This window comes from Micromonospora reichwaldensis (assembly GCF_031845925.1).
In the GTDB taxonomy this organism is placed as follows: Bacteria; Actinomycetota; Actinomycetes; order Mycobacteriales; family Micromonosporaceae; genus Micromonospora; species Micromonospora reichwaldensis.
Window position 1 is genome coordinate 39,621 of sequence record NZ_JAVRFL010000030.1, and the last position, 14,304, is coordinate 53,924.

The 14,304-nt window shown below is 75.1% G+C and carries 14 protein-coding genes; 6 read left to right on the forward strand and 8 right to left on the reverse strand.

The genetic code is table 11. The annotated features are described in order from the left end of the window. Entirely contained in the window at positions 1–1,182 is a 1,182-nt protein-coding gene (locus RM555_RS22830; RefSeq protein ID WP_311413652.1) for an MFS transporter, read from the reverse strand. A gap of 153 nt (positions 1,183–1,335) precedes the next feature. Here RM555_RS22830 and RM555_RS22835 point away from each other — a divergent pair, with 153 nt between their 5' ends. Next, positions 1,336–2,118 carry an IclR family transcriptional regulator gene (locus tag RM555_RS22835; RefSeq protein WP_311413653.1) on the forward strand — a complete coding sequence of 261 codons (783 nt, stop codon included), beginning with the start codon at positions 1,336–1,338 and terminating at the stop codon, positions 2,116–2,118. Positions 2,119–2,240: 122 nt separating this feature from the next. Here RM555_RS22835 and RM555_RS22840 read toward each other — a convergent pair whose 3' ends face one another. Both RM555_RS22840 and RM555_RS22845 read right to left on the reverse strand, forming a co-directional pair. Continuing rightward, the gene (locus tag RM555_RS22840; RefSeq protein ID WP_311413654.1) at positions 2,241–4,352 is read right to left on the reverse strand and encodes a PhoX family protein; all 2,112 of its coding nucleotides are present in this window, start codon (positions 4,350–4,352) and stop codon (positions 2,241–2,243) included. Positions 4,353–4,586: 234 nt separating this feature from the next. Next, complete coding sequence (locus RM555_RS22845; RefSeq protein ID WP_311413655.1) at positions 4,587–5,354, reverse strand: TetR/AcrR family transcriptional regulator; 768 nt, start codon at positions 5,352–5,354, stop codon at positions 4,587–4,589. A 109-nt stretch (positions 5,355–5,463) separates the two neighbouring features. Between RM555_RS22845 and RM555_RS22850 the strand changes: the two genes are divergently transcribed. From RM555_RS22850 to RM555_RS22860, 3 genes are all read left to right on the forward strand, one after another. Further along, entirely contained in the window at positions 5,464–6,750 is a 1,287-nt protein-coding gene (locus RM555_RS22850) for a DUF418 domain-containing protein (protein WP_311413656.1), read from the forward strand. 134 nt (positions 6,751–6,884) lie between these two features. After that, the gene (locus RM555_RS22855; protein WP_255474788.1) at positions 6,885–7,379 is read left to right on the forward strand and encodes a sigma-70 family RNA polymerase sigma factor; all 495 of its coding nucleotides are present in this window, start codon (positions 6,885–6,887) and stop codon (positions 7,377–7,379) included. Continuing rightward, positions 7,376–8,068 carry an anti-sigma factor family protein gene (locus RM555_RS22860; protein WP_311413657.1) on the forward strand — a complete coding sequence of 231 codons (693 nt, stop codon included), beginning with the start codon at positions 7,376–7,378 and terminating at the stop codon, positions 8,066–8,068. Before RM555_RS22855 ends, RM555_RS22860 begins: the two co-directional genes overlap by 4 nt. Before the next feature lie 10 nt (positions 8,069–8,078). Here the strand turns inward: RM555_RS22860 and rarD are convergent, their stop codons facing one another. The 4 genes from rarD to eccE all read right to left on the reverse strand — a co-directional run bounded on the left by rarD (position 8,079) and on the right by eccE (position 11,989). Continuing rightward, positions 8,079–9,008, reverse strand: a complete 930-nt coding sequence (gene rarD / locus RM555_RS22865; protein ID WP_311413658.1) for an EamA family transporter RarD — start codon at positions 9,006–9,008, stop codon at positions 8,079–8,081. Then, entirely contained in the window at positions 9,005–9,505 is a 501-nt protein-coding gene (locus RM555_RS22870; RefSeq protein WP_311413659.1) for a GNAT family N-acetyltransferase, read from the reverse strand. The genes rarD and RM555_RS22870 overlap by 4 nt, the downstream gene beginning before the upstream one ends. Positions 9,506–9,598: 93 nt before the next feature. Beyond that, entirely contained in the window at positions 9,599–9,985 is a 387-nt protein-coding gene (locus tag RM555_RS22875; RefSeq protein WP_151457240.1) for a phage holin family protein, read from the reverse strand. 54 nt (positions 9,986–10,039) lie between these two features. Further along, positions 10,040–11,989 (reverse strand): type VII secretion protein EccE, encoded by a 1,950-nt coding sequence (gene eccE / locus RM555_RS22880; RefSeq protein ID WP_311413660.1) that lies wholly within the window; start codon positions 11,987–11,989, stop codon positions 10,040–10,042. A 225-nt stretch (positions 11,990–12,214) separates the two neighbouring features. On the opposite strand from eccE, the gene RM555_RS22885 reads away from it, so the two are divergent. After that, entirely contained in the window at positions 12,215–12,535 is a 321-nt protein-coding gene (locus RM555_RS22885; protein WP_132232452.1) for a WXG100 family type VII secretion target, read from the forward strand. A 26-nt stretch (positions 12,536–12,561) separates the two neighbouring features. Beyond that, positions 12,562–12,852: a WXG100 family type VII secretion target gene (locus RM555_RS22890; protein ID WP_132232078.1), complete on the forward strand. Its 291-nt coding sequence runs from the start codon at positions 12,562–12,564 to the stop codon at positions 12,850–12,852. 150 nt (positions 12,853–13,002) lie between these two features. Here the strand turns inward: RM555_RS22890 and mycP are convergent, their stop codons facing one another. Continuing rightward, the gene (mycP, locus tag RM555_RS22895; protein WP_311413661.1) at positions 13,003–14,280 is read right to left on the reverse strand and encodes a type VII secretion-associated serine protease mycosin; all 1,278 of its coding nucleotides are present in this window, start codon (positions 14,278–14,280) and stop codon (positions 13,003–13,005) included. Between the last annotated feature and the right edge of the window lie 24 nt (positions 14,281–14,304).

The window sequence follows — 14,304 nt, forward strand, 5'->3', positions numbered from 1 at the left end:
CTAGCGGCGGGCTAGCAGGCGGCTGCCGGCGAGCATCAGGGCGGCGGCCAGCAGCATCGACCCGGCGGCCACGAGCCACATCACCGGGTAGCCGGCGTGCGCGGCCACGGCACCGAGGCCGAGCGGGCCGAGGCAACCGCCCGCGTACACCCCGGTCTGGGTGACCGAGGTGGCGGCGGCCGGGGCCTGCGGGTGCAGCCGGACCACCGCGAAGGTCATCAGGCCCGGCCACGCCCAGCCCAGGCCGAAGCCGAGCAGCACGCCGGCCACCAGCGGCACCGACCCGGCCGTCGCGAGCAGGCCGAGCCCGGCCGCGCCGACCACGAGCATGCCGGCGATGAGGGCGACGTGCCCGCTGGCGCGACGGTCCGCGAGCCAGCCGAGGACGACCCGGGCCGCCACGCAGACCGCGCTGCCCAGCGTCAGGGTCAGCCCGGCCAGCCCGGGTGACAGCCCCCGGTCGGCGGAGGAGTCGACGACGAAGGTGCCGAGCGCGTTCGCGGCGGCCGCGGCGAACGTCCCGGCGGCCCCGACCACCACCAGGGCCGCGGTGGCGCGGCCGCCGCGGGTGGGTGCGGCCGTCCGGGCGGGGCGCGGCTCCCGCGCGGGTACGGCCGGCAACGCCGCCAGGGCCCCGCCGGCGGCCACGACGAACGCCCAGCGCCAGCCGGCCGTCAGCGCCACGGTCGGCACCGCCGCCCCGGCCAGCAGGGTGGCGACGGGGACGGCGGCCTGCTTGACCCCGAACGACAACCCCTGCCTGCGGGTCGGCACGTGCCGGGCGAGCGTGGCGTTGCTGGCGAGCTGACCGAGGGCGTTGGCGGTGCCGGCGAGCGCGAGCAGACCGAGCAGGACCGGGTACGACCGGGCCAGCCCCGCCACGGCCAGCAGGCAGGCGGCGGAGAGCAGGATGCCGGCACGGGCCACCACGGTCGGCCCGTGCCGCTCGGCGAGGACGCCGGACGGCACCGAGGCCAGCGCCCCCACGCCGAAGTAGACCGACACGGCCAGGCCCAGCCCGGCCGGCGAGAAGCCGAGGTCCTCGCCCATCTGCACGGCGAGCCCGCCGAGCAGGAAGACCGGCAGGACGCAGGCGATGGTGACGGCGACGGCCCCGGTCACGGCCCGCCCGGGCCGGGGCGGGGCGATGCCCGGGGCGGGCTGGAGCGCGATGTCGGTCATGGTCCGGCAAACCTACGCGAGCGGGGTTTTCGTCACGGAACGTGCCTGTTGAGCAACGCGACGTTCATGACGATCTGGCATCCTCCACCGAACGGGCATTTCGAACTGGGCCTGTTTTTCATATGGTGTAAGTCCCCGGCGGCGGAGGTGGTTGTGCGCGACCCCTTGGCGGAACCTTCGGATCTCATCCGGAGCGTGTCCCGCGCGCTACGAGTGCTCGAGTCGGTCGGTCGCGCCCCGAAGGGGCTCACCGTCAAACAGATCGCCCGGCGCTGCGAGCTGACCGTGGCGACGACCTACCACCTGGTCCGCACCCTGGCCTACGAGGGCTACGTGATCCGTCGCGAGGACGGCACGTACATCGTGGGCCTGGAGGTGGCCGACCGCTACCGCGAGCTGGTGACGGCGTTCCGGGGGCCGCCCGCGGTCGGGGAGAGCCTGCGCCGGGCCGCCATGGACACCGGCTACAGCCACTACCTCGGCCGGTTCGTGGGCGGCCAGGTGGCGGTCACGGCCGTGGCCGAGGGCCCCCGCTCGCCGTACCTGGAGGACCTGGTGCCCGGGTTCGACGAGGGAGCGCACGCGACCGCCCTCGGCAAGGCGCTGCTCGCCACGATGACCGCCGAGCAGCGCTTCCGCTACCTGCGCGACTACGGCATGCGTCCCTTCACCTCCGCCACCCTGACCACCTCCGAGGCGTTCGAGGTCGACCTGGCCGCCGGGGACCGGCGGGGCATGCAGCTGGAGCTGGGGCAGTTCCGGCAGGGCGTGGCCTGCGCCGCGGTGCTGGTCAGCCCCGACAAGGACATGGAGCGCCGGGTCGTGCTGGCCTGCGCGCTGCCGGCCGGCGAGATGATGACCTCCGCCCGCGTGGTCCGGGCGAAGCTGCTCACCGTCGCCCGGACGATCGCCGACGGCCTGGCCGCCGACAGCTGACCCGGCCGCCGGGGCAGGCTCGCGGGTCCTGCCGGCCGCATCGGGCCGCGACGACCGTGGCCCTCTCCCCGGCTGGGAGAGGGCCACGGCGGCGGTCCGGCGGCGGACCGCCCGACGGGTGGTCAGCTGCCGATCGGCCCGCCGTCCAGGCGCCAGGCGACCACCACGCCCGGCTTGGCGTAGTCGCCGTCCGGCCAGTTCGAGGCCGGCTTCTCGACCGAGGCGCCGCTCAGCTCGCCCGGGTGCTGCACCGCCACGAAGACCGAGCGGTTGTCCCCGGTGATGAACGGACCGCAGGCCTCCGCGCCCACCGGCACGGTGAGGAACTGCTTCAGGTGGCCCCGCTCCGGCCCCTCGACGGCGGTGGCGAAGAGGCCGTCGTTGCTGCCCAGCGCGTTGCCGTCCGTGGAGATCCAGAGGTTCCCGGTGGCGTCGAACGCCACGTTGTCCGGGCAGGAGATCGGGGAGACCTTCGTCTTGTCGTACCCGGCGAAGAAGGTCGACGGGTCCGCCGGGTCACCGGCGACGATCGGCAGCGACCAGGCGAACGTCTCGCCCGCGTTGTCGCCACGGTCCTCGACCAGCTCCAGCACCTGACCGTGCTTGTTCGAGTTGCGCGGGTTCGCCTCGTCGGCGGCCGGCTTGCCGGCCCTGCCCCGGTCGGTGTTGTTGGTCAGCGCCACGTACACCTTGCCGGTGAGCAGGCTCGGCTCGACATCCTCCGGGCGGTCCATCTTGGTCGCGCCGACCTTGTCGCCGGCCAGCCGGGTGAAGGTGAGCACGTCGGCGGCCGTCATCCCGTCGACGTACGAGCGGTTGCCGCTGACCAGTTTGATCCACCGGCCCCGGCCGTCGAACGCCCCGTCGGAGGGGAGCTTGCCGGAACCGTCGATCTCGCCGGCGCTGCTCTGCTTCAGCTCGGCGACGTAGAGGGTGCCCGACTCCAGCAGGGTCAGGTTGTGCCGGCGGGCCACCCAGGAGTTGCCCTTCATGAACTTCTTGTCGGAGACGAACTTGTACAGGTAGTCGAACCGCTCGTCGTCGCCCATGTACGCGACCACGTGCCCGCTCCTGGCGACGATGACGTTCGCGCCCTCGTGCTTGAACCGGCCCAGCGCGGTGTGCTTGCGCGGGCGGCTCTCCGGGTCGTACGGGTCGATCTCGACGATCCAGCCGTGCCGGTTGGCCTCGTTCGGGTGCTTCGCCAGGTCGAACCGCTCGTCGGCGCGCTCCCACTTCCGGCTGCCGCTCGGGTAGCGGGTGGTGGTGGTGATGCCGTACCGGGCCAGCTTCGGCTTGACCTCCTCGGCCACCGCGTCGCCGCCGACGAAGTACTGGTTGAAGTTCTCCTCGCCGGAGAGCACGGTGCCCCACGGGGTCACCCCGCCGGCGCAGTTGTTCAGCGTGCCGACGACCGTACGGCCCTTCGGGTCGGCGGCCGTCCGCAGGTGGGCCGAGCCGGCGGCCGGCCCCGTCAGCTCGAACTTCGTGGCCAGCGCCGTGACCCGCCGGTTGTACGGCCGCCGGCCCTTGGTGACCGGCCGCCACTGCCCGGTGCCGTCGACCCGCTCCAGCTCCACCACGGACATGCCGTGCGCGGCCATCGCGATCCGCAGCTGCTCGACGCTCAGCGCGTCCTGGCTGGTGAAGCCGGGGAACATCAGGTCCTCGTTGGTGTACTCGTGGTTGACCACGAGCAGGGCACGCTTCCGCCCGTCCAGCGGCAGCACCCCGACGAAGTCGTTGTTGTAGCCGAACTGCCCGGCCTGCGCGGCGGCGCTCTGGGCGCGCACGTCGAACTCGGGGGCGCCCGGCACCACCGGGTCGCCCCAGCGCAGGACGACCGCGTGGTCGTACCCGTTGGGCACGACGAGGCTGTCGAGGGTGTTCGGCGGGACGGGCTTGAAGGTCAGCGCGCCGCTGCCGACGCCGCCGTCGGGGCGGCCGAAGCCGGCGGCACCGGGGACCACGGGGGTGGCGGGGGCCGCCGCGGCGGGGGCGCCGCCGGCCACCGCGCCGCCGAAGCCGAGGACCAGCGCGCCGACCGCGCCGGCCCGGACCACGCCGCGCCGGGACACCTCCGCGTTCACCACGTCCCCGAAGTACGCGTTGTCGGACATGTTGGGCACCGGGTGGTCGCACGCGTTGCCGCACCGGTAGAGACAGGTCATGGCGTCGCGGCTGCCGTGGCGGGTGGCGCCCAGCAACGGGAGCAGCCGGGGACGGTCGCTCATGGAAGGAGCCTCCTGATGGGGGTCGGTGCACGCCGGACCAGCCGCTGGCGTGCGTACCCGCCGGACGCTAGGAGGGCGCGGTGAGCGACCGTCGGCGACGGTGTGAACCGGGCGTGAACACCTCGGCCGGACTCCTGCGGTGACCTGCGGCTGAACCGATCGGGACGGCGGCATGTATTCCCGTGCGAGCGCATCGCCGGACTCGCGCCGACAGCGAGGAGACCGCCATCTCACCTACCCGATCCCCGGGACGCCCCCAGCCGGGCCCTGCCGCGCGACGAGCGCCTGGATGCCGTCGAGGAGCAGGTCGAGCCCGAAGGTGAAGTCGGCGTCGTCGATCCATTGCTCGGCGGCGCCGAACGCGTTCGCGCGCAGGGCGGCGGCCAGCTCCGGGTAGCCGTCCGGGTCGACGACCTGGGCGAGGACGTGGCCGTAGTCGGCCAGCCCGGAGATCGAGCCGTCCTCGGCGGCGCCGGCCGCGCTGTTGAGAGCGTGGGCCAGGGACGCCTGCCGGGTGGCGTAGCCGGTCAGGGTGGTCACGATGTTGAGCCGCTCGCCGTGACCGAGCCCGGTGCCGGCGAGCGCGGCGAGCGCGCGGTCGAGCCACCGCAGCGCCCGTGGCCCGGCGGGCGGGGTGTGCTGGCCGAGCGCCAGCAGCCAGGGCCGGGCGAGCAGGAAGTCCCGGTGGGCCCGGGTCCAGTCGGTCAGGTAGTCGCGCCACGGCTGTCCGTCGAGGACGGGTGGCTCGGGTGCGGCAGCGTCCGCCATCACGATCAACAGCTCGTCCTTGCTGCCGACGTAGCGGTACAGGGACATCGTCGCCACCCTGACTTCACCTGCGACGCTGCTCATCTTCACCCCCTCCAGGCCCTCGCGGTCGGCGATCCGGATCGCGGCGTCGACGATCCGGCCCAGGTCGAGGCTGGGTCGAGGGCCGTGCCGAGGGATTGCCTCGCGGCCCCACATGCGGGCCACCACGGGGGGCAGCGGCTGTTGCGCCACGTCGAAATCTCCTCGTCCTCCGCCCGGGGGTCTTGTGCTCACTCTAGATCTCGATAACTCTGTATCACGTACTCTGTATCTCATACGCAGAACGCGAAGAGGGTGGATTGTGACTACACAGGGTTCGATGCGGCGGGTGCTCGACGTCGACGCGGTCCGGGGATTCGCACTGTTCGGGATATTCGTCGTCAACGTCACCTTCATGGCCTCCGGCTATCCGGGGAACCTGGTGACCGACCCCGACTTCGACTCGGGGCTCGACCACGCCGTGCGCGTGCTCTCCGCCGTGTTCGTCGACATGAAGTTCTACGTGCTCTTCTCGTTCCTCTTCGGGTACAGCTTCACGCTTCAGATGGCGGCGGCGCGCCGGGCCGGCGCGGCCTTCTCGGCGCGCATGCTCCGCCGGATCGCCGGGCTCCTCGTCATCGGCGCCCTGCACACCGTCTTCCTCTACGGCGGTGACGTGCTCGTCACGTACGCGGTGGCGTGCCTGGTGCTGCTCCTGCTGCGCGACGTGCGGGACCGCACGGCGATCCGGATCGCGGTGGCCCTCTACGCCCTCGTGGTGCTCAGCGGGGTCGCCGGCGCACTGTTCGTGGACCGCTCGGCGTTCCTGCCCGGGGAGGCCGAGGCGCTGGCCAACGGTGCGGAGACGACGCGGGCGTTGCTCGGCGGCTGGGGGGCCGTCATCGAGGGGCACCTCGCCGGCCTGCCGCTGCTGCTCGTCCAGGCGGCGTCCATGCAGGGCCCGACCGCGCTGGGCATGTTCCTGGTCGGCATGGTCGCCGGGCGCCGGCAGTGGCTGGCCCGGGTCACCGGCGGCGAGCCGGTGCTGCGCCGGATCCAGTGGGTCGGTTTCCCGATCGGGCTGCTCGGCTCGGTCGTGTACACCGCCAGCGGCGGCAACGACAACTCCCTCGGGGTCGCGGCGAGCGTCGCGACGGCGCCGATGCTGGCCGCCGCGTACGTGGCGACGCTACTGCGGATCATGCACAACCCGCGCACGGCGGCGGTCCGGGCCGCGCTCGCACCGGCCGGCCGGATGGCCCTCACCAACTACCTGGGCCAGTCGGTGGCCGGCTTGGTCGCCTTCACCGGCATCGGCTTCGGGCTCGCCGGCACGTTCTCCCCGCTGGCGCTCGTCGCCTTCGCCCTGGCGGTGTTCGCGGTCCAGTTGGTCGTGAGCGCGCTCTGGCTGCGCCGGTTCCGCTACGGCCCGGTCGAGTGGGCGCTGCGGTGGCTCACGAACGCCCGCCGGCCGGCCTTCCTCGTCCCGCCCGCCGACCAGCGGCCGGCCGGCCGGACCGGACCGCCGCACGCCGGTTTCGCCGGCACCGGGGCCGGATCGGGCGCGGACGAGCCGTCCGTCGCCGTGCCCCGCCAGAACCGGGCGTGAACACCTCGGCCAGGGGTGCCACGGTGACCTGCGGCTGAACCGTTCGGGGCGGCGGCACGTATTCCCGTGCGAACGCCACCGCCGGACTCGCGCCGACAGCGAGGAGACCCGCCATCAGCGACCACGACGCCCAACTGCTCCGCGCGCTGCACGACGAGCACGCGGAGGCGCTGTACGCGCACGCCCTGCGGCTGGTCAACGGCGACCGGCAGCGGGCCGAGGACCTGGTGCAGGAGACGCTGCTGCGGGCCTGGCGGCACCCGGAGGCGCTCGACCCGACGCGGGGCTCGATCCGGTCCTGGCTCTTCACCACCGCCCGCAACCTGGCCATCGACGCCTGGCGGCGCCGCTCCGCCCGGGTCGGCGAGGTCTACACCGACGAGCTGCCCGAGCCTCCCGAGGCCGTGGACGAGGCGGAACGCGCGGTGGAGGCGTGGACCGTCGCCGAGGCGCTGAACCGGCTCAGCCCCACCCACCGGGAGGTGCTGGTCGAGTGCTTCTACCAGGGGCGGTCGGTGGCGGAGGCGGCCTCCCGGCTGGGCGTGCCGCCCGGCACGGTCAAGTCCCGGACCCACTACGCCCTGCGCTCACTACGGTTGGTCCTGGCCGAGATGGGGGTGACGGAATGACCCGGTGCGAGTTCGCGCACGACGACGGCGCGTACGTGCTGGGTGCGCTGGCTCCCGCCGACCGGGTGGCCTACGAGCGGCACCTCCCCGGCTGCGTCGCCTGCCGGGAGGCGGTCGCCGAGATCGCCGTCCTGCCCGGGCTGCTCGGCCGGCTCGACCCGGCGGGGCTGGAGCAGTTCCTGCCGCCACCGGAGAACCCCCGGGTGCCCGAACTGCTCGCCGCCGCGCGGGAGCGCCGCCGCCGCGACCGGTCGGCCACCCGCCGCCGGTACGCCCTCACGGCGCTCGCAGCCGCCGTGGCGGCCCTGGTCGTCGGCGTCGGCACCGCCGCCCTGCTGCCCCGGGAGGCGGCCGGCCCGACCCCGGTCGAGGTGCGGATGGTCGCCATGCAGCCGGTCGCCGGCGCGGTGCCGGTGCACGCCGAGATCGCCCTCAACGGCACCGACTGGGGCACCGAGGTGCGGATGCGCTGCGGGTACGACGCGAAGGCCGGCTACGCCAAGGCGTACACCTTCCGGCTGGTGGCGCACGGCCCGGACGGCGCGACGGAGCAGATCGGTTCCTGGCTCGCCGCTCCCGGCGACGACCTGCGGATCACCGGCGCGACCCGGTTCACCGACGCGGAGCTGGTCCGGCTGGAGCTGCTGCGCGCCGACGGCACCCCCGTCCTCGTCTACGACGTCCGCTGACCCGCGCCAATCAGCGGGGCGCGGCGACGGCCTCGGCCCGGCGGGCGGCGAGGGTGGCGGCGCGGGTACGGCGGGAGTTGCGGACGGCGTCGACGGTGAAGACGATCAGCGCGGCCCAGACCAGGGCGAAGCCGGCGATCCGGGCCGGCGGCATCGGCTCGTGGAAGATCAGCACCCCGCAGCCGAGCTGGAGGATCGGGGCGAGGTACTGGATCATGCCGAGACCGGTCAGCGGCAGCCGGTTCGCCGCCCCGGCGAAGAGCAGCAGCGGGATCGCGGTCGCCGCCCCCGCCGACACCAGCAGCAGGGTGTGCCCGACCGACACCTGCCCGAACGTGCCCTCGCCGGCGGCGGCGAGCCAACCCACGTACGCCAGCGCGGGCAGCGCCAGCACCGCCGACTCGACGAAGAGCCCCTCGGCGGCGGGCAGCCCGAGCTGCTTCTTGGCCAGGCCGTACCCGGCGAAGCTGAACGCCAGCACCAGCGCCAGGTACGGCAGCCGGCCGTAGTCGACGGTCAGCACGGCCACGGCCAGCCCGCCGATGCCGAGCGCCACCCACTGCGTGGGCCGCAGCCGCTCGCGCAGCACGGTGACGCCCAGCAGCACCACCACCAGCGGGTTGATGAAGTAGCCGAGAGCGGTCTCCACCACCCGGTCGGAGGTCACGCCGTAGATGTAGGTGCCCCAGTTCACCGCGATCAGCGCGGCGGCGACGCCGATGCCGGCCAGCGCCCGGGGCCGGCGCAGCAGTGCCCGCAGGAAACCGACGTTGCGCATCGCCGCCAGCAGCAGGGCGACGAACACCACCGACCAGACGATGCGGTGGGCCAGGATCTCCAGCGGCCCCGCCGGGCGCATCAGCCGCAGGTAGAGCGGGAAGAACCCCCAGAGCAGGTACGCGACGAAGCCGTAGAGGTAGCCGAGGCGGAGTGGCGTCACGTTTCCACCGTAAGGGCCGGGAGGCCGCCCGGTTCCTTTCCGGTGATCGGACTCACCGGCTGGTTCCGCTGGTCGAGCTGCATCCAGCGGTGCGGATCGGTCATCGGGGCGAACCCGACCTTGGCGTACACCGCGTGGGCGTCGGCGGTGGCCAGCAGGATCCGGCGTACGCCCAGCTCGGCGAGGTGGTCGCGGACCGCCCCGGCCAGCCAGGTGCCCAGTCCCCGGCCGCGCTCGCCGGGGTCGACGTAGACGTCGCAGAGCCAGGCGAAGGTGGCGTGGTCGGTGACCACCCGGGCGACCGCGACCTGGCGGCCGTCACCCGGCCGGTAGACGCCGAACGGCACCGACCCGGCGAACGCCCGCGCCACCGTCTCCCGGTCCCGCCCGAGCGCCCAGTACGCGTCGGTGCAGAGCCAGTGGTGCACCAGGCCCAGGTCGATCCGGGCCGGGTCGGTGCTGAGCAGGTAGCCGTCGTCGCGGGTCAGGGTGAACATGCCGCGACGCTAACCCGGCCACCCGGCCCGATCAGCGGCCAATTCCCGCCCACTGGTCGGCCCGCCCGCCCACCTCCCCCTGGTCGAAGCGGGTCAGTCCCGGTCCAGGACGGCCCCGAGGATCCAGGTGACGATGCCGACGAACAGCGCGCCGAGCACCGCCTCCGGCCAGAAGCCGTCGACGTGGAAGGGAAGCCCGGCCTGGTCGGCGATCCAGCTCGTGAGCAGGAACAGCAGCCCGTTGACCACCAGCGCGATCAACCCGAGGGTCAGCAGGTAGAAGCCGCAGCCGACGGTCTTGATGATCGGCTGGAGCACCGCGTTGACCACGCCGAAGATCACCGCGACGAGGACCAGCGTGACGACCGTCTCGCCGGCGGACGCCGACTCCAGCGTGATGCCCGGGATGAGCAGCGTGGCCAGCCAGAAGGCCAGCGCCGTGCTGCCCAGCCGGATCAGCAGCCCTTTGAGGAAACCCATGGCCGGATCGTGCCACGGACGGACAAGCTGCGGAAGCCGTGACCGTCGCCCCGCTCAGCGGCGGGACGGGCGGCCGATCAGCTGCGACTCGATCGGGGTGGGGGAGAGCAGCGCCCAGCGCAGCGCCCGCCGGTTCACCACCGCGACCATGTCGTCCCGGATCCGGGTCAGCCACTCCGCCGACCCGCCGAGGCCCAGCGCGGCGCCCGCCACGGCGGCCTCGGCCGGGTCGAGCGGTTGCAGCACGGCCAGGTCGGCACGGCCCAACGCGTCGGCGTCGGCGGGGGTCAACTCGTCGCGCACCAGCAGCGTGGTCCGCCACGGGGACGCCGGCTCCGGCTCGGCGGGCGTGGGACCGGCGTCGACCACCACCAGCAGCGGGCGCAGCGGCGACCCCGGCTCGCCCACCGGACGGCCCGGCGGCACCACCGGGATCATCGCGCCGGGGGTGCCGACGCCCCGGACGAACGGTTCCCACCCGCGCGGGCGGGCGGTCTGTACCACCACCCTGGCCCCGAGCGCCATGGCCCGCACCGCCACCAGCTGCGCCGCGCGTATCCCGCCGACCAGCATCACGCGGGTGCTCTCCGGCCGGAACAGCCGGACGGTCACCGCGCCGCCGTGCCGGTTCGTGCCGACCATCAGCCCCGCCTCGCCGAGGGTCAGCTCCAGACCGTCGGGCGCCGGACCCGGACCCGCCGCGCCCGCCGCCGCGAGCGGCAGCGTGCCGGCCAACCCGTCGAGCTGCGCGCCGTCGAGCCGGTGCACCTCGCCGCCCACCTCGGCCACCAGCCGGCGTAGCGCCTGCGCCGCGATCGAGAGCTCCGCCGGGGTGGCGGCGGCCAGCCGTACGGCCAGCCCGGTCGGCGCCGCCGCGGGGTCGGCGCCGGCCCACGGCCCGACGCCGAGCGAGACGGTCGTCGCCGTCGCGGGCAGCGCGAGCAGCCGGGTCACCAGCCGCCGGCCGGCGTCGGTACGCGGGTCGGGCCAGCGGCGCAGCCGGAACGTGGTCTGGAGCAGGTCGCCCGCCCGGACCGCCTGCCAGGACTCCTGCGCGGGATGGTCGTCGTGGTGGGCCAGCTCCGCCAGTACCCGCAGCGTCGCGTGCTCGCCCAGCGGGCGGGCGGTGACGGGCCCGACCCGGCGCGCGATGCGGCGCACCGTTCCGGCGAGCGCCCGCCGCAGCTCCTCTCCCGTCCAACCCTCGGCCCGCAGCACCCGCACGGCGAGCACGGCCCGTTCCCGGCCGGCGAGCCGCCCGTCGGTGAGCTGGCGGTACGAGGTGGCGACCGCGCCGCCACCCGCGCCGACGGTCGGCGCCGGAGAGCCCGTCAGCAGGAGCTGGAGCCGCACCGGGGGGCCGTCCGGCGCGGCGGCCGGCAGCAGGGACGCCGGGGCGGGCAGCGCGCGGGGAGCGTCGCCGAGCAGGTCGGCCGGATCGCCGATCTCCAGTACGGCCACCATGCCGGCGGCGTCGTCCAGCACGGCGGCCGGCGTGCCGGCCAGCTCGGCGGGACGCACGACCGCGCCCGGGTCGACGAGGTCCAGCAGGGCCGCCGGGTCCGCGGCCGGCGGCAGGGCACGGCGGCGGGTGGCGTAGCCCAGGCCCGTGGCCAGCCACTCGAAGAGCCACCGCCCCCGCAGCCGCACCCAGGCCAGGGGCAGCAGCAGCACGGCCACCCCCACGGCGGCCAACGTCACCAGCGCGCCCCGGCCGGCGGCGGCGGCCACGGCGGCCACCGCCACCTGCGTGGCGACGACCTGACCGGCCCGGACGCCGGCGCCCCTCCGCCGGCCGGCCGGCTGCCGCGACGGCGGCAGAGCGGCCGGGGTTGCCGGCGCGCCAGCCAGGCCGGTCGGGCCAGCCAGGCCGGCCGCCCCGGGCGGCGCCGGCACGACGGGCGCGGCGGTCGGGCGGGGATCGTGGCCCGGGGCCGGCCGGTGCGGGCCCGGGCCGGTGGTCACCGTCACCGCGCCTCCTCGACCGGTCACTCGCCGCGACATCGACGCCGCCCATCGTAAGGGGAGCATCCGGCGGGATGGGGGCCGCGGTCGTCCACAGCGGATGGCCACGGGGTAGCAGAACCGCGACGGTGCCGCTACCGTCAGCGACGAGTTTCGCTGACCCCGCGCCCGCCACGCTCGACGTCCGGGCGGCGCGAGCGGCGCGCCCGGTGGGCGGGTGCGCCCACGGCCAGCCACGACCGAGGAGACGAGGTGACGTCCCGGGTGTCCCAGACCCAGGCAGAAGCAGCGGTGATGCAGCAGACCGCCGCGAAGTTCGAGCAGGTCGACCAGTCCCTGCAGTCCATGCTGAGCAGCCTGATGGCCGAGTTGGAGGTGTTGCAGCAGGCCTGGCGCGGTGCCGGTGGGCGCTCGTTCGAGCAGGTCAAGCAGCAGTGGGCACAGGACCAGGCGGCGCTTCAGCGGGCGCTGCGGGAGACCGCCGGCGCCGTCCGCACGGCCGGCCGGCACTACGACGTCTCGGACGCCGAGGCCGCCAGCCGGGTGTCCACCACCAACCGCGGCGGCATCCAGCTGCCGCTCTGACCCGGTCTCGGGGGAGGAGACATCCGATGGACGGTGTACTGGTCGTCAACTTCGCCGCCCTGCAACAGGCGAGCGCGGACATCCAGAAGGCGCTGAACGCGCTCGACTCGCAGCTCGGGCAGCTCGAACGGGACGCCGCCCCGCTCGTGGCGAGCTGGTCCGGCGAGGCCCTCCAGGCCTACGAGCAGCGGCAGCGCCGCTGGCGGTCGGCCTCGCAGGACCTCCAGGTCATGCTGCGCGACATCAAGCTCGCGGTGGACGACTCCGCCGCCGACTACCTCGACACGGAGAAGAAGAACGTCGGCCTGTTCCAGTAGGCCCCGCCCGGTGGTGGCGTCGATCGCGAGCCGGTCGGCGCCACCATCGGCCGTTTCCGGCAGCGCGACCGCCGGGGGACGCCCGGACGCGACGGCCGCAGACCGCCGGCCGGGTCAGGCGGGGCGACGGGCGCAGACCGCCGGCCGGGTTCACACAGGGTCGGCCGGCCTCCACCGGCGGCGGGCCCCGCGCGGCACGACGAGCGCCAGCAGCGCCGCCAGGGCCACCACCGCCCCGCTGGCCCCCGCCACCAGCAGCGCCCGGTCCCGGGCCGTCGCCCGGCGGGCCCGCTGCGCCAGCACCGCCGGTTCGGCCCGGTCGTCCGCGAGCGCGCTGACCTGGCGCGCCCGCTCCGACGTTCCCCCGGTCTCGGTGACCGCCCGGTACGGGTTCAGCACCCCCGCGCCGTACCCGCCGCCCCGACCGTCGCCCGGGGCAGGATCGGCGGTCGCCACGATCCGCTGCGCCACCTGCGCCGCGGTCAGCTCCGGCCGGTACTGGCGCAGCAGCGCGGCGGTGGCCGTCACGAAGGGCGCCGCGTAGCTGGTGCCCTCGGCCCGGTGGTGGCCCTCGCCGGGGGCGGCCATCAGCACGTCGCTGCCCGGGGCGACCAGGTCGACGTACGGGCCGGTCTGGGAGAACGGTGCCCGTCCCCCGTCCGCCCCGATCGCGCCCACCCCGAGCACCCCGTCGTACGCGGCCGGGTAGGGCCGGGGGTCACCGCCGTCGTGCAGGTTCCCGGCGGCGGCCACCACGACCACGTCCCGGTCGACCGCGTAGCCGATCGCGGCCCGCACCGCCGGGTCGTCCGCGTACAGGACGACGGAGAGGTTGAGCACGTCGGCGTCGTGGTCGACCGCCCAGCGGACGGCGCGGGCGAAGTCCCCGGCGCTGACCGTGCGCCCCGACTCCCGCCCCTCGACCACCTGCTGCTCGCTGACCCGTACCGGCAGGATCCGGGCGCCCGGGGCCAGCCCACGGAACGCCGTCCCGTCGCGGGGGGCGGCGGCGATGATGCTCGCCACGCCGGTGCCGTGGCCGGCGCAGTCCCGGCTGCCGTCGCCGCCCGGGTCGAGCAGGTCGGTGCCGTCGAGCACCCGGCCGGCCAACTGCGGGTGCCGCCGGTCCACCCCCGAGTCGACCACCGCCACCGTCACCCCGGCGCCGGTGGCGAGCGGTGCCAGCCGCTCCGGGGCGTACCGCTGCTGGGGCCAGGGGCGCGCGGACACCGGCCGAACCGGGGCGAGGGGCGAGGCGCAGCCGGGGGCCGCACGCGCGGCGGTCGGCGCGGATGCGGACCAGCCGGCCGGCACCGGGCCGGGGGCGGGCCCGGCCTGGCGGCCGGCGATCGTGGGGGTGGCCGGGACGGCGGTCAGTACCGCCGTCGTGAGGGCGGCGAGGAGCGGGCGTGAGGGGGACCGGGACATCGACCGCCTCCGTATCGTGTCGAC